19 protein-coding genes are annotated in these 19,824 nt (G+C 72.4%); 7 read left to right on the forward strand and 12 right to left on the reverse strand.

Annotated elements, in window-relative coordinates:
* Positions 1-4: 4 nt before the first annotated feature.
* Both H030_RS0124520 and H030_RS0124525 read right to left on the reverse strand, forming a co-directional pair.
* Positions 5-685 (reverse strand): GAP family protein, encoded by a 681-nt coding sequence (locus tag H030_RS0124520; protein ID WP_027008082.1) that lies wholly within the window; start codon positions 683-685, stop codon positions 5-7.
* Between the two features lie 4 nt (positions 686-689).
* A complete protein-coding gene (locus H030_RS0124525; protein ID WP_027008083.1) occupies positions 690-1,184 on the reverse strand; it encodes a DUF1269 domain-containing protein in 495 nt (164 codons plus the stop codon).
* Positions 1,185-1,286: 102 nt separating this feature from the next.
* Between H030_RS0124525 and H030_RS0124530 the strand changes: the two genes are divergently transcribed.
* Entirely contained in the window at positions 1,287-2,069 is a 783-nt protein-coding gene (locus tag H030_RS0124530) for an LLM class F420-dependent oxidoreductase (protein ID WP_027008084.1), read from the forward strand.
* Here the strand turns inward: H030_RS0124530 and H030_RS0124535 are convergent.
* The gene (locus H030_RS0124535) at positions 2,056-3,234 is read right to left on the reverse strand and encodes an alpha-hydroxy-acid oxidizing protein (protein WP_027008085.1); all 1,179 of its coding nucleotides are present in this window, start codon (positions 3,232-3,234) and stop codon (positions 2,056-2,058) included. The two genes, H030_RS0124530 and H030_RS0124535, sit on opposite strands and share 14 nt — an antisense overlap.
* A gap of 33 nt (positions 3,235-3,267) precedes the next feature.
* Here H030_RS0124535 and H030_RS0124540 point away from each other — a divergent pair, with 33 nt between their 5' ends.
* The 3 genes from H030_RS0124540 to H030_RS34880 are packed head-to-tail and all read left to right on the forward strand — an operon-like array spanning position 3,268 to position 5,830.
* Positions 3,268-3,669 carry a PaaI family thioesterase gene (locus tag H030_RS0124540; protein WP_027008086.1) on the forward strand — a complete coding sequence of 134 codons (402 nt, stop codon included), beginning with the start codon at positions 3,268-3,270 and terminating at the stop codon, positions 3,667-3,669.
* 46 nt (positions 3,670-3,715) lie between these two features.
* Positions 3,716-5,116: a peptidoglycan-binding domain-containing protein gene (locus tag H030_RS0124545; RefSeq protein ID WP_027008087.1), complete on the forward strand. Its 1,401-nt coding sequence runs from the start codon at positions 3,716-3,718 to the stop codon at positions 5,114-5,116.
* A 33-nt stretch (positions 5,117-5,149) separates the two neighbouring features.
* Positions 5,150-5,830 (forward strand): lysophospholipid acyltransferase family protein, encoded by a 681-nt coding sequence (locus H030_RS34880; protein ID WP_081691137.1) that lies wholly within the window; start codon positions 5,150-5,152, stop codon positions 5,828-5,830.
* Here H030_RS34880 and H030_RS0124555 read toward each other — a convergent pair.
* Positions 5,827-6,726 (reverse strand): acyl-CoA desaturase, encoded by a 900-nt coding sequence (locus tag H030_RS0124555; protein WP_027008088.1) that lies wholly within the window; start codon positions 6,724-6,726, stop codon positions 5,827-5,829. The genes H030_RS34880 and H030_RS0124555 overlap by 4 nt on opposite strands.
* 153 nt (positions 6,727-6,879) lie before the next feature.
* Here H030_RS0124555 and H030_RS37835 point away from each other — a divergent pair, with 153 nt between their 5' ends.
* Together H030_RS37835 and H030_RS0124565 are read left to right on the forward strand one after the other, a co-directional pair.
* On the forward strand, positions 6,880-8,547 hold the full coding sequence (locus H030_RS37835; protein WP_155892258.1) for a penicillin-binding transpeptidase domain-containing protein: 1,668 nt from the start codon (positions 6,880-6,882) through the stop codon (positions 8,545-8,547).
* A 50-nt stretch (positions 8,548-8,597) separates the two neighbouring features.
* Positions 8,598-9,737: a DUF3089 domain-containing protein gene (locus H030_RS0124565; protein WP_035129722.1), complete on the forward strand. Its 1,140-nt coding sequence runs from the start codon at positions 8,598-8,600 to the stop codon at positions 9,735-9,737.
* A 13-nt stretch (positions 9,738-9,750) separates the two neighbouring features.
* Here the strand turns inward: H030_RS0124565 and H030_RS0124570 are convergent, their stop codons facing one another.
* The gene (locus H030_RS0124570) at positions 9,751-10,779 is read right to left on the reverse strand and encodes a lysylphosphatidylglycerol synthase transmembrane domain-containing protein (RefSeq protein ID WP_027008090.1); all 1,029 of its coding nucleotides are present in this window, start codon (positions 10,777-10,779) and stop codon (positions 9,751-9,753) included.
* Between the two features lie 46 nt (positions 10,780-10,825).
* On the opposite strand from H030_RS0124570, the gene H030_RS0124575 reads away from it, so the two are divergent.
* Positions 10,826-12,598 carry a CocE/NonD family hydrolase gene (locus tag H030_RS0124575; protein WP_035129725.1) on the forward strand — a complete coding sequence of 591 codons (1,773 nt, stop codon included), beginning with the start codon at positions 10,826-10,828 and terminating at the stop codon, positions 12,596-12,598.
* Here H030_RS0124575 and H030_RS0124580 read toward each other — a convergent pair.
* From H030_RS0124580 to H030_RS0124610, 7 genes are all read right to left on the reverse strand, one after another.
* Complete coding sequence (locus H030_RS0124580; RefSeq protein WP_027008092.1) at positions 12,595-13,494, reverse strand: esterase/lipase family protein; 900 nt, start codon at positions 13,492-13,494, stop codon at positions 12,595-12,597. The genes H030_RS0124575 and H030_RS0124580 overlap by 4 nt on opposite strands.
* A gap of 155 nt (positions 13,495-13,649) precedes the next feature.
* Positions 13,650-14,507 carry a VOC family protein gene (locus H030_RS0124585; protein WP_027008093.1) on the reverse strand — a complete coding sequence of 286 codons (858 nt, stop codon included), beginning with the start codon at positions 14,505-14,507 and terminating at the stop codon, positions 13,650-13,652.
* 11 nt (positions 14,508-14,518) lie between these two features.
* Positions 14,519-15,403, reverse strand: a complete 885-nt coding sequence (locus tag H030_RS37840) for a helix-turn-helix transcriptional regulator (RefSeq protein ID WP_051223648.1) — start codon at positions 15,401-15,403, stop codon at positions 14,519-14,521.
* Positions 15,400-16,587 (reverse strand): benzoate/H(+) symporter BenE family transporter, encoded by a 1,188-nt coding sequence (locus tag H030_RS34895; RefSeq protein WP_051223650.1) that lies wholly within the window; start codon positions 16,585-16,587, stop codon positions 15,400-15,402. The genes H030_RS37840 and H030_RS34895 overlap by 4 nt, the downstream gene beginning before the upstream one ends.
* A 55-nt stretch (positions 16,588-16,642) precedes the next feature.
* Positions 16,643-18,469, reverse strand: coding sequence for a methyl-accepting chemotaxis protein (locus tag H030_RS0124600; protein WP_027008094.1), 1,827 nt, complete (start codon positions 18,467-18,469; stop codon positions 16,643-16,645).
* 100 nt (positions 18,470-18,569) lie between these two features.
* Positions 18,570-19,367, reverse strand: coding sequence for an alpha/beta fold hydrolase (locus H030_RS34900; protein ID WP_051223651.1), 798 nt, complete (start codon positions 19,365-19,367; stop codon positions 18,570-18,572).
* A 13-nt stretch (positions 19,368-19,380) separates the two neighbouring features.
* Complete coding sequence (locus tag H030_RS0124610) at positions 19,381-19,821, reverse strand: hypothetical protein (protein WP_027008095.1); 441 nt, start codon at positions 19,819-19,821, stop codon at positions 19,381-19,383.
* Positions 19,822-19,824 lie beyond the last annotated feature (3 nt).

Consider the following 19,824-nt stretch of genomic DNA (forward strand, 5'->3'; position numbering starts at 1 on the left):
CCCGCTAGCTCCCGAGCCCCGAGATCCCGTCGCCGGCGAGCCTGGCGCCGATCACCAGGCACAGCACGGCCATGATCGCCGCGTTGTGCATGCCCATCCAGGCTTTCAGGCCGTCGAGGATCTCGCGGGAGCGCGACCCCATGAACCACGAGATCAGCACCGGCGCGCCCGGGCCGAGCGTCCCGATCACGACGAACACCGCGAGCGCGACGACCTCGTCACCGGTGGAGACGTCGGCCTGGGCGATCGCCGCCGCCGCGCCGACGGTCAGGAGCAGGTTCTTGGGGTTGATCGCCGACAGCGCGACGCCCATCGCGACCGCGCGCCCGGGCGTGAACGTGTCGACCGCCTGCATCCACTTCGGCAGCGTCCCCGCCTCCCCCGCCTGCGGGCGCCCGCGCCACTGCCTGACGGCCACCAGCACCAACAACACGCCGAGGACGATCTTCAGCCACGACACCCACGTCGCCGGCGTCGCGTCGCTGTCGGTCGCGCCGGCGCCGTTGGACGCCACCAGCACGATCGTCCCGACGACGGCCAGCCCGAGCAGCCAGCCGGCGAGGAACGCCGGGCCGTTGACGCGGCCACGGGGCGTGGCCAGCATCAACACCACGGCGATGATCGGGACAGGGCTGATCGCCACGCCGACGGCGAGCGACAGCACCTGCCCGATCGCATCCGCCATCCGGTCAGCTCGCCGCGCCCGCGCCGGCCCTGGCCAGCGCGTCCCGGATCGGGCCTTCGGCCTCGCTGGTCAGCGACGTCTGGATCAGCTCGCCCGGGATCTTGACGCCCTCGAGGATCTTCTCCTGGTTGATCGACCGCACCAGGCCGATCACCGCGGCGCCGCCCGGCTCGAGCTTGTCGCCGAGCTCCTTGAGGAACTTGTCGTCGATGCCCGCGTCGCTGAGCGCGCCGGCCATGGCGCCGGTCGCCGCGCCGACCGCCATGCCGAAGAACGGCACCAGGAAGATCAGCCCGATCAGGCCGCCCCACGCCGCGCCACCCAGCGCGCCCGCGCCGGCCAGCGAAGGCTGGTGCAGCTTGATCTTGTCGTCCTTGCGCTCGACGATCACCAGGTCGTCGAGCTGGATCAGGTGCGCCTTCTGGGCCTCGGCCAGGTTGGCGGTGACCTCCTGCGCGGTGGGCAGGTCCTTGTAGGCAATGGCGATGAGATCGCTCACGTCGTCCTCCGGTTCGTTCGTGGTCGGGTGACGATGGTCCGATTGGCAGGGGTGAGGTGTCGTCACCCGGGCGGGGTGACGGCCGCGTCGTAAGGTGGCGGCATGGCGACGATCCGCGTAGGTGTCCAGGTTCAACCGCAGCACGCCGACTTCGACGGGATGCGCGCCGCATGGCGCGAGGCCGACGAGCTCGGTGCCGACACGATCTTCTGCTGGGACCACTTCTACCCGCTCTACGGCGAGCCCGACGGCAAGCACTTCGAGGCGCTGACGACGCTCGGCTCGATGGCCGAGGTGACCGAGCGCGCGCAGATCGGCGCGCTGGTCATCTGCAACTCCTACCGCAACCCGGAGCTGCTGGCCGACGCGCACCGGACGATCGACCACATCAGCGGCGGCCGCGCGATCCTCGGCATCGGCGCGGGCTGGTTCCAGCGCGACTACGACGAGTACGGCTACGAGTTCGGCGAGGCGCGGGACCGCCTCGCGCAGCTGAAGGCCGACCTGCCGCGGATCAAGGAGCGCCTGGGCAAGCTCAACCCGCCGCCGGTCGGCGACCTGCCGATCCTGATCGGCGGCAGCGGCCCGAAGGTGACGCTGAAGCTCGTCGCCCAGTACGCCGACATGTGGCACTCGTTCGGCGACGCCGAGGCGTACAAGAGCAAGAACGACATCTTGCTCCAGCACTGCGCCGACGTGGGCCGCGACCCGAGCGAGATCGAGCGCACGTGGGGCCTGCACGGCGACCTCGGCGCGGTCGCCGACGACCTCGTCGCCGCCGGCGTCACGCACCTCATCACCGGCATCGGCGGCGACGGCAGGGGCTACGACCTGGGGCCGCTGCGCGAGCTGATCGCGTGGCGCGACCGCGTCAACGCCGGCTGAGCACGTCCGCGGTGACGGTCTCCAGGCTCGAGTGGCCGCTGAGCGCGAGCGTCAGGTCGAGCTCGGCCAGCAGCGACCGGATCACCTGCGTGACCCCGGCCTCGCCGCCGACGGCCAGACCCCAGAGGTAGGGCCGCCCGGCCAGGACGGCGTCGGCGCCCAAGGCGATGGCCTTGAACGCGTCGGCGCCGCCGCGGATGCCGGAGTCGAACATGATGGTCAGCTCGTCGCCGACCGCGTCGACGACCTCCGGCAGCGCGTCGGCCGCGCCGAGCGCGCCGTCGACCTGGCGCCCGCCGTGGTTGGACACGATGAGCCCGTCCACCCCGCGCGCCAGCGCCTCGCGGGCGTCGGCCGGGTGGTTGACGCCCTTCAGGATCAGCGGCAGGTCGGTCAGCGCGCGGATCCGGTCGATCCCCGCCCAGTCCGCGGCGGGGTTGGAGAACTGCAGGACGAAGTGGCCGACCGCGGCCTGCGGGTCCTCCTCCGGCGTCTTGTCGAGCGCGTCGCGGAAGACCGGGTCGGCGAGGTAGTTCGCGATCCCGATCGACTTCAGGAACGGCAGGTAGGCGCCCTCCAGGTCGCGCGGGCGCCAGGCCAGCAGCGGCGTGTCGAGCGTGACGACCAGCGCCTCGTAGCCCGCGGTCTCGGCGCGGGCGATGAACGAGGCCATCAGGTCCGGGTCCTTGGGCCAGTAGAGCTGGAACCAGCGCGACGCGTCCGGGTTGACGGCGCGGCCTGCCTCCGCGATCTCCTCGAGCGTGAACGACGACGCGGTCGACGCCACCATGGGGACGCCCTGGCCCGCCGCGGCGCGCGCGACCGCCAGCTCGCCCTCGGGGTGGATGATCGACTGCACGCCGACCGGCCCCAGCAGCACCGGCGCGGGCATGTTGGTGTTGAACAGGCGCGTCCTGAGGTCCCGCTGCGCGACGCCGCGCAGCATCCGCGGGACGATCCGGTACCGGCGCAGCGCCTCGAGGTTCTCGCGCTGCGTGTCCTCGGATCCGGCGCCGCCGAAGACGTAGCCGCGGGCGCCGGGGTCGAGCGCGTCGTGCGCCGCCTGCTCCAGCGCCGCCCATCCCACCGGGAAGTCGGGCGTCTTGTCCGCCATGCCCTGGAGGTAGATCTCGTACTGGTAGTTGCCGAACGGGACGTCGCTCATGTCGTCTCCCATTGTGGGGTACGGACCGGCGCGATGTCCTTCTCTCCCTTCCCCAACCAGGGCCCGTTCCTGGAGCACATCGGCCCGATCCTCCTGCAGGACGGCTCCGACGCGAGCAGCACGGAGCTGGTCCTGGCGCTGCAGACCGAGGACCGCCACGCCAACCACCGCGGCACCGTCCAGGGCGGTGTGCTGTCGACGTTCGCCGACTTCGCGCTCGGCCGCGCGATCGAGGCCGACGCCGAGGACGGCAAGGACCGCGCGACGGTCTCGCTGACCGTCGACTACCTCAAGCCCGCGATGCCCGGCGACTTCATCGAGTCCAGGACGCGCGTGGACCGGATCGGCTCGACGCTCTCGTTCGCGGACTGCTCGCTGGTCGTCGGCGACCGCGAGATCGTCCGCGCGCGGGCGGTCTGGGTCGTCGCGGGCTGACGGCCTGCACCGCAACTTCGGGGACGCTGCGTAGTCTCGGGACGCGATGCGCCGTTTTGCTGCCGCCGCCGTCGCCGTCCTGAGCTGCGCGCTGCTCGTCGCCCCCGCGGGCGCGAGCGCCGCCTCGCGGGCGCCCAAGCTCGCGAAGATCCGCTGCGTGCCGGTCAGCGCCGCCTCGTGCAGGTCCGGCGCGGTGGCGGTCCGGATCGGCAAGCAGGTCCAGCTGTCGGGGACGCGCCTGCAGGCCGGGATGCGCGTGACGTTCCGCTGGTCGCTGGGCGCGATCGCCACGAAGCTGCACCACGGCAGCGCCGGCTGGGTCGCGCGCGTGCCGCCGGGCGTCCGGCCGGGGACCGTCCAGGTCTACGCGCGGGACAGGGCCGCGCGGAAGTCCAACGTCCTCAAGATCACCGTGCTGGCCGACGTCAAGCCGGTCGTCAGGCCCGCGATCACCGGCCAGGGCACGCTGCCCGAGGTGTTCAAGGGCAACGGCATGTGGATCTGGCAGCTGGAGAGGTCCGAGGGCGGCAACGTCGACAAGATCGCCGCGCGGGCCGCGGCGGCCGGGATCTCGACCGTGTTCGTGAAGGCCGGCGACGGGACGACGGCGTGGGATCAGTTCTCACCGTTGTTGGTCGGCGCGCTGCACGCGCACGGGTTGAGGGCGTGCGCGTGGCAGTTCGTCTACGGGTCGTCTCCGAGCGGCGAGGCGGCGGTCGCCGCGCAGGCGGTCCAGGCGGGCGCGGACTGCTTCGTCATCGACGCCGAGACGCAGTACGAGGGGCGCTACAGGTCGGCGCAGACCTACATGAACGCGTTGCGCGCCGCGGTCGGCGCGTCGTACCCGATCGGGCTGACGTCGTTCCCGTACGTCGACTACCACCCCAACTTGCCCTACAGCGTGTTCCTCGCGCCGGGGACGGGTGCGCAGGCCAACCTGCCGCAGGCCTACTGGAAGGACATCGGCGGCAGCGTCGACACGATCAGCGCGCACACGCTGGCGCACAACCGGATCTACCAGACGCCGATCGCGCCGCTGGGACAGACCTACGACAACCCGCCCGCCGGCGACCTCGCGCGCTTCCGCCAGCTGTGGGCGGCCTACGGCGCGCAGGGCCTGTCGTGGTGGTCGTGGCAGGCGACCGACAGCGCGCACTGGGCCGCGCTGGGCCAGCCCGCGCCCGCCGCCTCGGTCGAGCCGGACCCGGGCTGGCCGGCGCTGGGCAAGGGCGCCAGGGGCGACGAGGTGATCTGGCTGCAGGAGCACCTCAGCGCGTCGTATCCCACCGTGACCGTGACCGGGAGGTACGACGCCGCGACGATCGCCGCGGTGTCGGCGGTCCAGACCGCCAACGGGATCCCGCCCAACGCGACGACCGACTCGCCGACGTGGCAGGCGATCCTGAGGCTGCCGTTCACCGCGGTGGACTGGACGGCGACCGCGTAGCGCCGGCCCGGGGCGATCGGGCAAGATGCGGTCATGGCAACCGCGTCGCCGACCTACCGCTTCGTCATGGCCGTGAGCACGCCCGCCGTGAGGTGGTGGGGCCGGCTCGAGGTCGAGGGCCTCGAGCACCTGCCGCTGTCGGGGCCGACGCTGCTGGCCGGCAACCACGACAGCTACTGGGATCCGATCGCGATCGGGTTGGCCGGGCTGCCGCGGCGCCAGATCTGCGCGCTGGCGAAGTCGTCGCTGTGGAAGCCCGGGCTCGGGAAGATCCTCGACGGCATGGGCCAGATCCCGATCCAGCGCGGCAGGGGCGACGCCCACGCGATGGACCGCGCGATCGAGGAGCTGCGCGACGGCCGCTGCATCGGCGTCTTCCCGGAGGGCACGCGCTCGCTCGGCCGCCAGCTCCGCGCGCGCTCCGGCTTCGGCCGGCTGGCCGAGGCGGTCCCCGAGGCGCAGATCGTCTGCTGCACGGTGCAGGGCACGGTCGACATCCCGAAGTTCCCGAAGTCCCGCCCCCACGTCCGCGTCCGCTTCTTCCCGCCGCGCGACGGCCAGCGCATCGCCGGCGAGTCGACGACCGACCTCGGCGTCCGCCTCCTCACCGAGATCCGCGAGTCGGCGCCGATCCGCCAGGCGGGTCGGAAGCCGAGGCCGATCCCGCCGCTGCCCGAGGACAGGCGCGCCTCCGAGCCGGCGCCCTCCGCCTAGGCGGGGATCTTGGTGCGCTGCGGGGGCAGCGCCTTCTCGGCCTGGCGCTCGGGTGAGATCACGACGACGTCGTGGGCCAGGCCGACCTTCTGCAGGCCGGAGATGATCAGGGCCGACAGGTCGATCTCGGTGCGCTTGAGGCCGTGCTTGGCCGAGCGCGGGAAGGCGTGGTGGTTGTGGTGCCAGGATTCGCCGAGCGAGGGCAGCGCCAGCCAGAACACGTTGGTCGAGCGGTCCTCGATGTCGAAGCGCCGCGTTCCGAAGTAATGGCAGACGCTGTTGACCGACCACGTCACGTGGTGGACGAGGAAGATCCGGACCAGGCCGCCCCAGATGTAGCCGCGCAGCGCGCCCTGCCAGGTGAAGCCGTGCAGCACGAAGCCGAGCAGCGTCGGGATCAGCAGCGACATCAGCACGTACAGCGGGAAGCGCCGGCCCATCCGCTTCATCTTGGGGTCCTCGTAGAGGTCCCTGGCGTACTTCTTCCAGTCCGCCTGCCCCTGCGTCTCCAGCAGCCAGCCGGTGTGCGCGTGCCAGAGCCCGCTCAGGCCGGAGCCGTGGCCGACGTGCGGCGAGTGGGGATCGCCCTCGACGTCGGTGTGCGCGTGGTGCTTGCGGTGGTCGGCGACCCAGTCCAGGACGCTGCCCTGGACGCTCAGCTGGCCGAGCCCGGCGAACGTGCGCTCGAGCCACGGGTCGACCCGGAACGACCGGTGCGTCAGCAGCCGGTGGAAGCCCACCGTCACGCCCATCGCCGTCGCCAGGTACATCACCGCGAGGATCGCGAGGTCGATCCCGTCGACCCACGAGCTCCACAGCAGCACGATCGCGATGAGGACGCCCGCGAACGGGACGACGACACCTGCGAGGTTGGCAGCCCGCTCCGTTCTGCTCATGCTTTGCAGGTTGTCGCCAACGCGGCGCTTGTTCTTGTGCCGGTTGGCTTGAAGAACCGTCGTGAATCTGTAGCCTCGGCACAAACGTGCTCATGCGCACGTCAGCGTGCGACCGTCGCGCCGCAGGCGCGTGCACGCTAGAACAAGGGGCACGTGTCCCGACGCCGTCGCCGCCGACGCTCCATGTTCGCCTCGGCCCCGCCGCGGCGGAGCGCCGGCGTGCCCTGGCTGGAGCCGGGCCACCGCGCGGGCGGCGGTGGCTACGGCGGCGGCCGCGGGCACGGCCGACGGCGGCGCAGCCCGCTCGTCTACCTCGTCCCGCTGATCCTGATCGTCGCTGCGGCGGGCGTCGTCGTCGCGGTCGTCCACCACAACCGCGAGGTCGACCGCCAGCGCGACCGGGCCGCGAAGTTCGTCAAGGCCTACGCCGCACGGGATGCAACGCAGATGTACGACGCGCTCGACAGCGCGTCGCAGAGGAGGTACCCGCGGGCCGCGTTCGACTCCGAGCTCAAGCGCGCCGACAGGGCCGCCGACGTCGAGGCGCGCAGGGTCGGCAGGTCGAGCGACCCCAAGGGCGGCGTCGTGACCGTCCCGGTCACCGTCACCTCCAGGACGTTCCCGACGATGCACGGGCAGCTCACCTTGAAGGTGTCGGGCGACGGCGTCGTCTGGGATCCGACGATGCGCCTGCCCGGCCTGCGCAGGGGCGAGTCGCCGAGGCGCCGGACGCTGACCGCCGCCCACCAGGCCACGGTCCTCAACCGCCAGGGCCAGGACCTGTCGCTGGACCCCGTCCTCAACATCTTCACCAAGGGCCTCAGGCAGCGCTACCACGACCGCCTCGCCGGGACCGACGGCGCCGAGCTGCTCTACGGCAGGCGCAAGGTCGCCAAGGTCAGCGCCCACGCCGGCAGGTCGGTGCACTCGACCCTCCGCCCCGGCCTGCAGCGCGCGGCGACCGAGGCGCTCGGGTCCAAGCTCGGCGGCGTCGCGGTGATCAAGCCGAAGACCGGCGACGTCCTCGCGCTCGCCGGCATCGCGGTCTCCGCGCCCCAGCCGCCCGGCTCCACGTTCAAGATCATCACCTTGAGCGCCGCGCTGGCCGACGGCAAGGCCACGCCGGCCTCGTCCTATCCCGTCCGAACCTTCGCGACGCTCTCCGGCGTCAAGCTCGCCAACGCCTCCGGCGAGCAGTGCGGCGGCTCGCTGGCCAAGTCGTTCGCGGACTCCTGCAACTCGGTCTTCGCGCCGCTCGGCGTCGCGGTCGGCGGCAGGAGGCTCGTCCAGCGCGCCGAGGCCTTCGGCTTCAACGAGACGCCCCGGGTCCCGGTCGCCAAGGCCAACACCATCAAGAAGGACCTGCCCGACGCCATCAACATCGGCAGCGCCGCGATCGGCCAGAACACCGACCTCGCGACGCCGCTCGGGATGGCCTCGGTCGGCGCGACGATCGGCAACCACGGCGTGCGCGCCAAGCCGCGCGCGGTCACCGAGGACCCGGTCATCAAGAACAGGGCGGTGTCGGCCAAGGTCGCCGGCCAGGTCCGCGACATGATGATCGGCGTCGTCCAGGGCGGCACCGGCACCTCCGCGCAGATCCCCGGCGTCACGGTCGCGGGCAAGACCGGCACCGCCGAGCTGCGCTTCACCGGCAACGGCAGCAGCGACCCGTCGAACACCGACGCCTGGTTCGTCGCCTTCGCCCCCGCGAACGACCCGAAGGTCGCCGTCGGCGTGATGCTCGTCGGCGCCGGCGCCGGCGGCAAGGCCGCCGCGCCGATCGCCAAGAAGGTCCTGCAGGCCGCGCTCGCCGGCTAGCTTCCGGCTGAAAGTTGTACGCGCCGGTACTAGCGCCGTAGGATCGCGCGATGTCCCGCCGCTTCCCGCTGCTCGCGGTCCTCACCGCCGCCGCAGCCACTGCCGCCGTCGCCGCCCCCGGCGCCGCGTCCGCCTCGACCACCTGGCTCTGCAAGCCCGGGCTCGCGTCCAACCCGTGCACGCCCGGCCTCGCCACCACCACGATCTCGCCCACCGGTCAGACCCTCGGAAGGGTCACGCCGAAGGCGACCAGGAACCCCAAGATCGACTGCTTCTACGTCTACCCGACGGTCAGCAACCAGTCCGGCCCGCAGGCCACCAAGAGGATCGACCCCGAGGAGCGCTCGATCGCCCTCTACCAGGCCGCCCGCTACTCCAGCGCCTGCCGCGTCTACGCGCCGATGTACCGCCAGGTCACGATCGCCGGCCTGCTGAAGCCGTCCTCGGTCACCAACAGGATGCGCACCACCGGCTACGCCGACGTCCGCGCCGCGTGGCTGGACTACCTCAACCACGACAACAAGGGTCGCGGCGTCGTCTTCATCGGCCACTCGCAGGGCTCGTTCGTCCTGCGCCAGCTGATCGCGCAGGAGGTCGACAGGAAGGCCGCGGTCCGCAAGCGCCTGGTCTCGGCGATCCTGCTCGGCGGCAACGTCCTGGTCAAGAAGGGCTCCGACCACGGCGGCGACTTCCAGAACATCAAGGCCTGCCACTCCGCCACCCAGCTGCGCTGCGTGATCGCGTTCTCGACCTTCGGCGACACGCCGCCGGCCAGGGCGGTCTTCGGCCGGCCGGACGCCAACGTGACCGTCGTCGGCGGCAGGCCGGTCAAGAACACCGAGGTGCTCTGCACCAACCCGGCCGCGCTCGGCGGCGGCAGCGCGCCGCTGACCTCGATCTTCCCGAGCGCGCCGTTCGCCCCCGGCACCGCGATCGGGATCGAGACCACGCAGGTCGGCCTGCCCCAGCCCGCGGTCGGCACGCCGTGGATCGAGGCCCAGGCCTACACGGGCGAGTGCTCGAGCGCCGGCGGCGCCGACGTCCTGAAGATCACCGGCGAGACCGGCGCGCCGGTCCTCAAGGCGCTCCCGGACGCGACCTGGGGCCTGCACCTCGTCGACGCGAACATCGCGCTCGGCGACCTCGTCACGGACGTCCAGTCCCAGGCCAAGCAGTTCACCGCCCACTGAGCAAGGACGACAACTAGCGGCGCGGCGGGCGCTCCGGACCGAGCACGATCGGCTCGTGGAGCGTCGGCCGCAGCCGCAGGAACGCCAGCGTCCCGAGCAGCGTCGGGATCCACAGCACGATCGCGTGATAGACGAGCACGGCCGCGGCGGCGCTCGCGGGATCCGCGCCGTAGAGCACCAGCGCGCCGGTCAGCCCGCCGTCCAGCGCGCCGATCCCGCCCGGCACCGGCAGCACGTTGCCGAGGTAGCCGATCAGGAACGCCAGCGTCAGCGCGCCGACCGGCGGCGCGTTGCCGAACGCCCGGAACGACACCCACAACATCGCGATGTCGAACCACAGGTAGCCGACCGCGCCGAGCATCCGCCACGACGGGTGCTTGACGTGGTCCTTGGCGTCCTCGACCACGCGGCCGGTGGTGTGCAGCCAGCGCACGAAGCGCCCGGAGTCCTCGACCAGGATGAAGCGCGCCGCGACCGACGGCACGACCCAGAACAGCCCGATCCCGCCGGTCGCGACCAGCCCGGGCAACAACCCCAACAAGATGTGATGCGGCGCGTGCAGCAACCCGATGCCGACCAGCAGCCCAGCCAGCGCCAGCGTCGCCGCGTTGATCCCGCTCGTCAGCAGGAACAGCACCGCGCTGCGCTCCATGAAGCGCCGGACCGACCCGCCCTTGGCCTTCGCCACCCACGCGCCGACCGCGATCCCGCCCGCGCCGCCGACGGGCAGCACCGCGCCGAAGGCCATCTCCGACAGCGCGACGCGGATCGCCAGCAGCTGCGGGATCCGGTAGAAGACCATGCGGAACGCGAGCACGTAGCCGACGCACGACAGGATCTCCAGCGTCACGGCCAGCGCGATCCACCACGGGTTGACGTCGGCGATCTTGTCGGCGACGTCGCGCAGCCCCGGCACCGCGAGCAGCAGCGCGCCGACCAGGATCACCAGGACGACGAGCGAGATGATGCCGTTGCGCAGCCGCTTGCCCTCGTCCTGCGCGGCGTCGGCGCGGCGGCCCTCGTACTCCTCGGCGTCCGTCACACCGGCAACCGGCGCATCGCGTTGGGTGTCGTGCAACGGTGTGCTCATGCGGACGGGTCTGGGGAGGCTTCTGTCGATCGCGATGCTGGGCGCGGTGGTGCTGCCCGCGGCCGCTCACGCGCAAGCGCCTGCGGCTGGACCGCCACCCAGCGTACGGACTCTGCACTTCGACACGCTGGTCGGTCCCACGAACGACACGCACTGCGACGTCGTCGGCGATCTCTACACGCCGGCCGGCGTCGACGCCCAGCACCCCGCGCCGGCGGTCCTGACGACCAACGGCTTCGGCGGCTCCAAGGACGACCAGTCCGGGATGGCGACCGCGCTGGCGCAGCGCGGGTACGTCGTGCTGTCGTACTCGGGCCTCGGCTTCGGCGGCAGCGGCTGCAAGATCGAGCTCGACGATCCCGACTGGGACGGCAAGGCCGCGTCGCAGCTCGTGTCGTTCCTCGGCGGGACCAAGGCGGCGACCGACGGCACCACGCTGGACGACGTCGTCCTCGACGGCCCCGGCGACCCGCGCGTCGGGATGCTCGGCGGCTCCTACGGCGGCGAGATCCAGTTCTCGGTCGCCGGCCAGGACAGGCGCGTGGACACGATCGTCCCGATCATCACGTGGAACGACCTGGCCTACTCCCTGACGCCCAACAACACCGACCTGACGAGCGGCGTGACGTCCTCGACGCCGGGCGTCGCGAAGTACCAGTGGGCGGCGCTGTTCACGGCGGTCGGCATCGCCGACGGGCTGCAGAACTACGGCGTGGATCCCAACCGCCTGCTGACCACGTGCCCCAACTTCGACGCGCGCGTCTGCCCCGGCGTCCTGCGCGCGGCGACGACCGGCCGGCCGGACGCGACGACGCTCCAGCTCCTGCGCCACGCGTCGGTCAGCACCTACATGAAGTCGATCAAGATCCCCACCTTGCTCCTGCAGGGCGAGGGCGACACGTTGTTCAACCTCAACGAGTCGGTCGCCACCTACAGGGCGCTGCGGCAGCAGGGCACGCCGGTCAAGCTCGTCTGGCAGTCCTGGGGCCACTCGCAGTCGACGCCCGCGCCCGGTGAGCTGGGCGACGGCGACGGCGGCTACGAGCCCGACGACGCCGACGGCAACCCGACCTACGAGGGTGAGCTGGTCACGCAGTGGCTGGGGCACTACCTCAGGGGCGAGGGCGCGGCGCCGAGCATGGACTTCAACTACTTCCGCGACTGGGTCAGGTACGACGGGATCGCGACGCCGGCGTACGGCAGCGCGCCGTCGTACCCGGCGGGCGCCGACCGCAGGTGGATGCTGAGCGGCACCGACACGTTGGTCACCACGAAGAACGACGTCTCCCCCGGCAGCGCGTCGTTCCTGACGCCGCCGGCCGGCGCGCCGACCAGCGTCACCGAGATCAGCGCGCTGTCGCAGGACGTGCCGCTGTTCGACGCGCCCGGGACCTACGCGCAGTACACGAGCGCGCCGCTGACGGGCGACACCGACGTCGTCGGGACGCCCACGGTCACGCTGAACGTCAGGACCGCGCTCGGCCTCAACCAGTCGCCGACGCTGTTCCTGAAGGTCCAGGACGTCGCGCCCGACGGAACCGTCACGCAGCCCGGCCGCCTCGTCGCGCCGATCCGCCCGGCGTCGCTGACCTACGCGCTCAGCGTGACGATGCCCGCGTTCGTGCACCGCTTCGCCGCCGGCCACCGGATCCGCCTGGTGGTGGCCGGCAGCGACGCGGCCTACCGCGGCAGCCCGGCGCCGGCGGCGGTGACGATCGCCACCAGCCAGTCCGGCCCCGGGCTGCTCACCCTCCCGGTCGTGAGCGGCTAGCCGCCGACCGCCGCGACGATCGGCGTGCAGATCGTCCCCTGCGCGTGGGCGGGGTCGAGCGCGTTGAGCACGTCGCGCGCGGCGATGTGATCGGACGTCATCGACAGGTGGTCGCCCAGGTCCAGGATGCACTGGTCCTGGAGCGTGATGTTGGTGACGTTGCTCCCGCTCAGGAAGGCCGACGTGTAGGGCGTGACGACCTCGTCGTAGCGCGACTGGATCACCGTGTACCTGACGCCCGGGACCGTGTCGCCCCCGGCGTTGAGCGCGGTGATGAACGCCGAGCCCCTGACCTGGTCCTGGCACGCCTGGCAGGCGGCGCCGACGAGGTCCAGCGCGCCGGGGAAGTACCCGGCCAGCGTGGCCAGGCCGTCGAGCGTCGTGCCGTGGTTGGACGGCGCCAGCCCGACCAAGGCGTTGACCTTGCTCGCCCCGCCGAGGTTCTTGAGGTAGTAGCGCGGCATCATGCCGCCCTGCGACCAGCCGACGATGTCGACCTTCGCGGCACCGGTCTGGGCCAGCACCCTGTCGACCTCGGTCTTCAACTGGCCGGCGGACGCGGCGATCGAGCCGGTGGCCTCGACGAAGCCGGTCCCGCCGTACTCGAACGTGTACACGCAGTAGCCGTTGTTCTTCAACAACGGCGAGATCGCGTTCCAGCTGTCGATCTGGTTGGCGAACGTGCCGTTGACCAGGACCACCGGGCGCGGGTGCGCGGCCGAGGGCCTGCAGCTGTTGTCGTTGGCGCCCGCGGGAGCGCCGTTGGGGTTGAGCACCGAGGCGGCGACCGCCGTCGGGAAGTTGTAGATGACGGGCAGGGCCGCGGCGCTCCCCGCCGAGGCCGCGAGCAACGCCGTCGCGGCGGCCACGACGGCCGCCAGACGCGTGATGCGCATGTGGGTTCTCTCCTCCTGCTGTGCGCCGCCCCGGGTGGGCGACACCGGACACGCGGGCGACCCTCTCAGAAGTCGTCACCAAAAGGCAACCCGAGGTGGCACTTTCGCACAGCTTCCCTACCCCAGACGGGGCATGCGCAGCCCTGCCAGGTGGCTTAGGGCGCGACGACGACGTGCACGGTCATCCCGAACGGGTCGGTGACCGCGAAGCCGCCGGTGACCGGCGCGCCGTCGATCCCGGCCGCGCGCAGGCGCTCGCGGACCGCGTCGACCTCGTCGGGGCGCTGCAGGAGGATCGTCCAGTGGCGCATGCCGACGACGCCGGCCACCGGCCACGGCGGGATGCCCTCGCCGCGCCAGGTGTTGAAGCCGAGGTGGTGGTGGTAGCCGCCGGCGGCGACGAACGCGGCGCTCGGCAGCAGCGCCCAGACGTCGAAGCCGAGGACGTCGCGGTAGAAGGCCAGGCCCTCGTTGACGTCGGCGACGTGCAGGTGGACGTGGCCCATGCGCAGGCCGGGCCGGACCTGCTCGGGGGGCGGCTCGCCCTGCACGGTCGCCAGCAGCGCGTCGAAGTCCAGCGGGCGTGGGCCGCCGCCGGAGAACTCCTCCTCGGGCGTCGGCCACTGCTCGCGCGGGCGGTCGGCGGCCAGCTCGATGCCGTTGCCGTCCGGATCGGGCAGGTAGATCGCCTCGTGCGTGCCGTGGTCGGACGCGCCCTGGATCGGCGTGCGCGTCGCGGCCAGGCGCAGCGCGGCGCGGGCCAGCTCCTCGCGCTCGGGGTAGAGCAGGGCGTAGTGGTAGAGGCCGGAGTGGCGGCGCGGCTGCGCGGCCTGCGCGTCCTCGTGGAGGTGCAGGACGTCGGTGCTGCCGTCGCCGAGCGCGGCGTGGTCGGCCTCGTGGCGGTGGACGCGGAGGCCCAGCGCGGCCTGGTACCAGGCGACCGAGCGGTCCAGGTCGGTGACGGTCAGGGACACCGGACCGAGGCTCAGCGTGGCGGGGAGTCGAGAAGTCATTGCACCCGCAATTATCGCTCGTGGCGGGCGGGTTCTGGATGGACGAGCTGCGCCGATCCATGGACTTCCTCGCGGTAGGTCTGCGGCGCGCGGCCCGCGAAGCGCTTGAACGCCCGCGAGAAGTACAGCGGGTCGCCGTAGCCGACGGCGTAGGCGATCTCCCCCACCGTGCGGTCGCTGAAGCGCAGCAGGCGCATCGCCTCGACCATCGCGCGCTCGACGATCAGCTCCTTGGTCCCGCGGCCGGTCAGCGTGCTCAGCGCGCGGGCCAGCGCCGCGGGCGGCACCGCGAGCGCGTCGGCGTAGTGGGCGACGTCGTGGTGCTTGTTGTAGTCCTTCTCCAACAGCTCCAAGAACCTCCGGTGCAGCGCGACGTCGGCGTCGTCGGCCTGCGGGCGCTCGGCGAGCGAGGCGTCGTGCCAGCGCTCCAGCCACAGCAGGACGGTCGCGGTCAGGTGCGCGATGAGGTCCGGCGCGAACGGGTCCGGTGGCCGCACGGTCTCGGCGTGCAGCGCAGCGAGCGTCGCCTCGAAGCGCGCGCGCTCGGTCGGCGGCACCGCGATCTCGCGCCCGCCGCGGCCGCCGAGCAGCCAGCCCGGCGGCGCGGTCAGCGCGGCGTCGGTGATCCGCAGCAGCGCGCCCGACAGCCCGCGCGCGTGGCGGAACTGGTGGACCTGGCCGCGCGCGATCACCGTCACGGTGCCGGGGACGATCGGCAGCGCCTCGCCGTCGACGAGCTGCTCGCCGGAGCCCTCGCGCAACCACATCAACTCGTGGTAGTCGTGGCGGTGCGGGGTCCGGATCGGCCCCTCGCCAACCGCGAAGTCCTCCAGCATCACGACCTCGACGACACCGCCGTGCGCGAGCCGGTCGACGGTCAGGCGGTCGCTGCTCACGCCTTCAGGCTACGCGCGCCGAGCAGCAGCAGCCCGGCGACCAGGCCCCAGAACGGCGCGGTGATCCCGAACGCGGTGATGCCCGAGGCCGACACGACGAACGTGGCGATCGCGGGGTCGCGGTAGGTGTCGTCGTCGGTCGTGGTGCGCAGCGACGCGGCCAGCGTCGGCAGCATGGCGAGGCCCGCGATGCACTCGATCAGCACGACCGGCGAGGCCGCCAGCAGGACGGTCGCCAGCCCGGCCAGCGGGCCGAGCACGAAGTAGATGAGGCCGTTGGCGACCCCGGCGATCCAGCGCCGCTGCGGGTCTGGGTCGGCGTCCGGCCCTGCGCACATCGCCATCGTGATCGCCGCGAGGTTGATCGCGTGGCCGCCGAACGGCGCGCCGATCATCGAGCCCGCGCCCGTCGCCACCAGCGCGGGCCGGACCGGCGCCGTGTAGCCGTTGGCGGCCAGGACCGAGAGCCCGGCGACGTTCTGCGACACCATCGTCACCAGGAACAGCGGCACGCCGAGGCCGAGCAGCGTCCCGAGGTGGAACGTCGGCGCGGTCAGCGTCAGCTGCGGCAGCGCGTGGGCGTGGTGGTGGCCGGACGCGGGGTCGACGATCACGGTCAGCGCGAGGACCGCCAGCGCGCCGATGATCGCCCAGCGCCGCGCGAAGACCCACAGGATCAGCCACGTCGCGACGACCGGCGCGGCGTGGCCCGGGACGTCGACCAGCGCGCGCGCCGGCTGGATGCAGACCTGGAGCAGCACCCCGGCGAGCAGGCCCGAGGCCAGCGGCCCGGGGATCGAGATGATGGCCTTGGTCACACGCTCGCTCAGCCCGGCCAGGACGACGAGCGCGCCGGCCAGCAGGAAGGCGCCGAGCGCGGCCGGGTAGCCGCCGCTCACATGGCCCGCGGTGACCAGCAGCGCGGCGCCCGGCGTCGACCACGCGATGCTCAGCGGCATCTTGTAGCGGTAGCTCAGGCCGGCGCCGCAGACGCCCATCCCGATCGACAGCACCAACAACCCCGACGACGCCTGCGCGTCGGACGCGCCGACCGCGTGCAGTCCGGCCAGGACGATCGCGAACGAGCCGGCGAAGCCGACGACCGCCGCGACGATGCCCGCCAGCGCGGGCGCGGCCACGCCGCCGCGATGCGGCGGCGAGGTGGCGACGGGCGCGGCGTCCATGCTGCGGCAACCTAGTGGACGCCGCGCCCGTTCGGCCAATGGCCGGTTCGTTCGCTCAGGCGGCGGTGAGCGTGAACCGGCCGACCAGCGCCTCCAGATGCGCGGCAGTGGCGGCGAGCTCCTCGGCGGAGGCCGCGATCTCCTGCGCGCTGGCGCTGGTCTGCTCGGTGGAGGCCGAGACCTCCTCCGAAGATGCAGAGGACTGCTCGGCGACCGCGACGACCTCGGTGACCTCGGAGGTGATCGCGGTGGTGACCGAGGCGACCTCGGTGGCGGCGGCGGTGATCTCGCCGACGCGCTCGTTCATCGAGCGGACGCGCTCGACGATCAGGGCGAAGGAGGCGCGCGCCTCCTCGACGGTGGTGGCGCCGGCGGCGGTCTGACGGGCGCCGGACTCGACGACCTCGACGGCATTGCCGGTCTCGGCCTGGATCTCGGCGATCAGCGACGCGATCGAGCCCGCGGCGTCCTGGGACTCCTCGGCGAGCCTGCGGACCTCCTCGGCGACGACGGCGAAGCCGCGGCCCTGCTCCCCGGCGCGCGCGGCCTCGATCGCGGCGTTGAGCGCGAGGAGGTTGGTCTGCTCGGCGATCGAGGTGATCGTGTCGACGATGCCGCCGATCTCGTCGCTCTTGGCGCCGAGCTGGCGGATCGCGGTCGACGCGGCCTCCGAGGAGGCGGAGACCTCGCCCATCATCGTGGTCGCCTGCTCGACGGCGGCGGCGCCCTCGGCGGCGACGCGCTCGGCCTCGGTGGCCTCGTCCTGGGCGGTCTTGGCCGACTGCGCGGAGTCGGCGGCGTTGGCCGACAGCTGCTGGATCGAGGCGCGCGTGGCCTCGGCGGCGCGGACCTGGCGCTCGGAGCCGGCGGCGATCTCGCCCACCGCGCCGGCGATCTCGCCGACGGCGCGCCCGGCCTCCTCGGAGGTGGAGGCCATCTGCTGCGAAGACGAGGACAGGATGCCCGCGGTCCGGTCGACCTCGCCGAGCAGCTCGACGAGCGACTCGCGGGTCTTGTTGTAGGAGTCGACGGTGCCGCCCATCTCGTCGATGATGGTGTTGATCGCGCCGGCGACCTCGCCGAGCTCGTCGGAGGCGATCCGGTCGATCGGCTGGGTCGGGAGGCTGACCTCGTGGGTGAGGTCGCCGTCGGCCATCGCGCCGATCGCGCCGCGCAGGCCCTGGACGCCGTGGTCGCGGACGGAGGCGACGCGGTCCAGGACGTCGCTGACGCTGCGCTTCAGGCCGCGGGCCAGGAGGACGGAGAGCACGACGCCGACGATCGCGGAGAGCAACAGGATGATGATGATCGCGGTGCGGCTGCTGTTCGCGGTGTCGTCCACCGACTTGCGGTAGGCCTCGGCGGCGTCGGAGTTCAAGGTGAAGTCCTTGACGACGTCGTCCGACAGCGGCGTGTGGATCGCCGACAGCTTGGTCGTCAGCGCGATCGCCTCGGCGCGGCGGCCCTGGCGGGTGAGGCTGCGGACCTGTCCGCGCAGCTTCTCGTACTGCGAGTAGCGGCTGACGATCCGGGCCATCAGGGCCTTCTCGTTCGGGAACAGGTAGCCGGTCGACTGGTCCTTCAGCGTGGAGCGCGCGATCGTGACGGCGGCGGCGGTCTTCTTGTCGGCGTCGGCCTGGGCGGCGTCGTCGCCGGTCAGCGCGATGCCCTTCCAGACCATCCGCTGCTGGTCGTTGAGCGCGATGCCGAAGCGGCCCATCGACTGCAGCGACTGCACCGAGTTGGTGTACATCAGGTCCGACTTCTTGGCGACGCCGTTGAGCTTGCCGATCGAGAAGATCCCGACGATCGCCATCAACACCACCAACACCCCGGCGGTGCCGAGCACCTTGCCCAGCACACCGATCTTCAACCGCGCCATTCGCGTCACCCGTCGCCTCTTGGAAGTTTTCTGCCTACCTCCTGGACGATCGGCCGCGGCCGGGGCGCGTGGGGTCCCCGGGTTGGGGGATCCCGTTCGGCTAAGCCGTAAGCGTTCTGACGGGTCGGCGCTCCTGCGCGATCGTGGCCCGGATCGTGGCGGCGACGAGCGCGGGGTCGTCGAGCATCGGGACGTGGCCGACGCCGGGCAAGATGATGTGGTTGGCGGCGGGGATCAGCTGCTTGGCGAGGGCGCCGTTGACGTCGGGGAGCAGCAGCGCGTCGGCGCCGGACCAGGCGACGGTGATGGGCGTCGTGGCGGGATCGATGTGCAGCGGCGGGAGCGACTCGGTGGTCGTCAGGAGGTCGTCGAGGACGGTGCAGCCGAGGAGGTCGTCGGCGGCGGCGATGATCTCGCGCGGGGTCAGGCGGGCGCCGTCGGCGGAGGTGCCGCGCATGGCGAAGCGGCGGATCTGCGGGACGTGCAGGACGAGCGGCAGCAGCGCGCGGCTGCGGCGCGAGTCGGTCCCGGCGCGGGCGAGCGCGTTGCGGGTGCGCTTGTGCTCGCGCGAGGTCGGGTCCCACGTCCCGGCGGGCGAGAGCGCGGTGACGGTGGCGGCGCGGCCGCGGCGCGCGAGCTCGAGCGCGACCCAGCCGCCCATCGAGTTGCCGGCGAGGTGCGCCCTGTCGATCTGCAGCTCGTCGAGCGTGCGCTCGGCATCGTCGACCACATCGGCGATCTTGATCGGCCGGTGTTGTGGCGAGCGGCCGCCGGCGTGGCCGAGCGCGGTCGGCGTGACGACGTCGAAGTCGCCGGCCAGGAACGGGCGCGTCGCATGCCACGCCCGACCGCTCATCGTCAGGCCGTGGAACAGGACGAGGGTCTCGCGGTCGCTCATCCGGCGCAGTCTGTCAGTCCTCCAGGCCGATGCCCACCGCTTCCTTCAACTCCCTGAGCGCGTCGCCGGCGACCGGGATCGCGGAGAGGATCGAATCGAGCACGACGTCGCTGCCGGCCAGCAGCTTGGCGAGCTTGCGGCGGACCCTGCCGAAGAAGCCGGGCCCTCTGGACTGCTCCTCCCGGTCGGCCTCGCGGCGCGCGCGGTCCACCACCGCCAGCTTGAACGTCAGCTGCGCGCCGCCGAGACCGTTGCGATCCAGGCCCTCGTCGAACTCGCCGCTGGCGAGGGCTTCGCGGAGCAGCTCGAACGCCCCGCTGCCGAGCAGCTCGTCCCAAGCCGCGAAGGCGTAGGCCTGCAGCTCGGGGTCGAGTGCCTCCATCGAGCGCGGCAGATCCTCGCCGCGCAGCCGGTCCAGGAACTCCAGCAGTCGTGTGCGGTCTTCGGCGATCATGGC

Origin of the sequence: Conexibacter woesei Iso977N (assembly GCF_000424625.1) — a bacterium.
GTDB lineage: Bacteria > Actinomycetota > Thermoleophilia > Solirubrobacterales > Solirubrobacteraceae > Baekduia > Baekduia woesei_A.

Excerpts from the sequence above, each read along its gene's own strand:
- H030_RS0124520 (WP_027008082.1), bottom strand. The coding sequence starts at position 685 with ATGGCGGATGCGATCGGGCAGGTGCTGTCGCTCGCCGTCGGCGTGGCG.
- H030_RS0124530 (WP_027008084.1), top strand. The coding sequence starts at position 1,287 with ATGGCGACGATCCGCGTAGGTGTCCAGGTTCAACCGCAGCACGCCGAC.
- H030_RS0124535 (WP_027008085.1), bottom strand. The coding sequence starts at position 3,234 with ATGAGCGACGTCCCGTTCGGCAACTACCAGTACGAGATCTACCTCCAG.
- H030_RS0124540 (WP_027008086.1), top strand. The coding sequence starts at position 3,268 with ATGTCCTTCTCTCCCTTCCCCAACCAGGGCCCGTTCCTGGAGCACATC.
- H030_RS0124545 (WP_027008087.1), top strand. The coding sequence starts at position 3,716 with ATGCGCCGTTTTGCTGCCGCCGCCGTCGCCGTCCTGAGCTGCGCGCTG.
- H030_RS34880 (WP_081691137.1), top strand. The coding sequence starts at position 5,150 with ATGGCAACCGCGTCGCCGACCTACCGCTTCGTCATGGCCGTGAGCACG.
- H030_RS0124555 (WP_027008088.1), bottom strand. The coding sequence starts at position 6,726 with ATGAGCAGAACGGAGCGGGCTGCCAACCTCGCAGGTGTCGTCGTCCCG.
- H030_RS0124565 (WP_035129722.1), top strand. The coding sequence starts at position 8,598 with ATGTCCCGCCGCTTCCCGCTGCTCGCGGTCCTCACCGCCGCCGCAGCC.
- H030_RS0124575 (WP_035129725.1), top strand. The coding sequence starts at position 10,826 with ATGCGGACGGGTCTGGGGAGGCTTCTGTCGATCGCGATGCTGGGCGCG.
- H030_RS0124580 (WP_027008092.1), bottom strand. The coding sequence starts at position 13,494 with ATGCGCATCACGCGTCTGGCGGCCGTCGTGGCCGCCGCGACGGCGTTG.
- H030_RS0124585 (WP_027008093.1), bottom strand. The coding sequence starts at position 14,507 with ATGACTTCTCGACTCCCCGCCACGCTGAGCCTCGGTCCGGTGTCCCTG.
- H030_RS34895 (WP_051223650.1), bottom strand. The coding sequence starts at position 16,587 with ATGGACGCCGCGCCCGTCGCCACCTCGCCGCCGCATCGCGGCGGCGTG.
- H030_RS0124600 (WP_027008094.1), bottom strand. The coding sequence starts at position 18,469 with ATGGCGCGGTTGAAGATCGGTGTGCTGGGCAAGGTGCTCGGCACCGCC.
- H030_RS34900 (WP_051223651.1), bottom strand. The coding sequence starts at position 19,367 with ATGAGCGACCGCGAGACCCTCGTCCTGTTCCACGGCCTGACGATGAGC.
- H030_RS0124610 (WP_027008095.1), bottom strand. The coding sequence starts at position 19,821 with ATGATCGCCGAAGACCGCACACGACTGCTGGAGTTCCTGGACCGGCTG.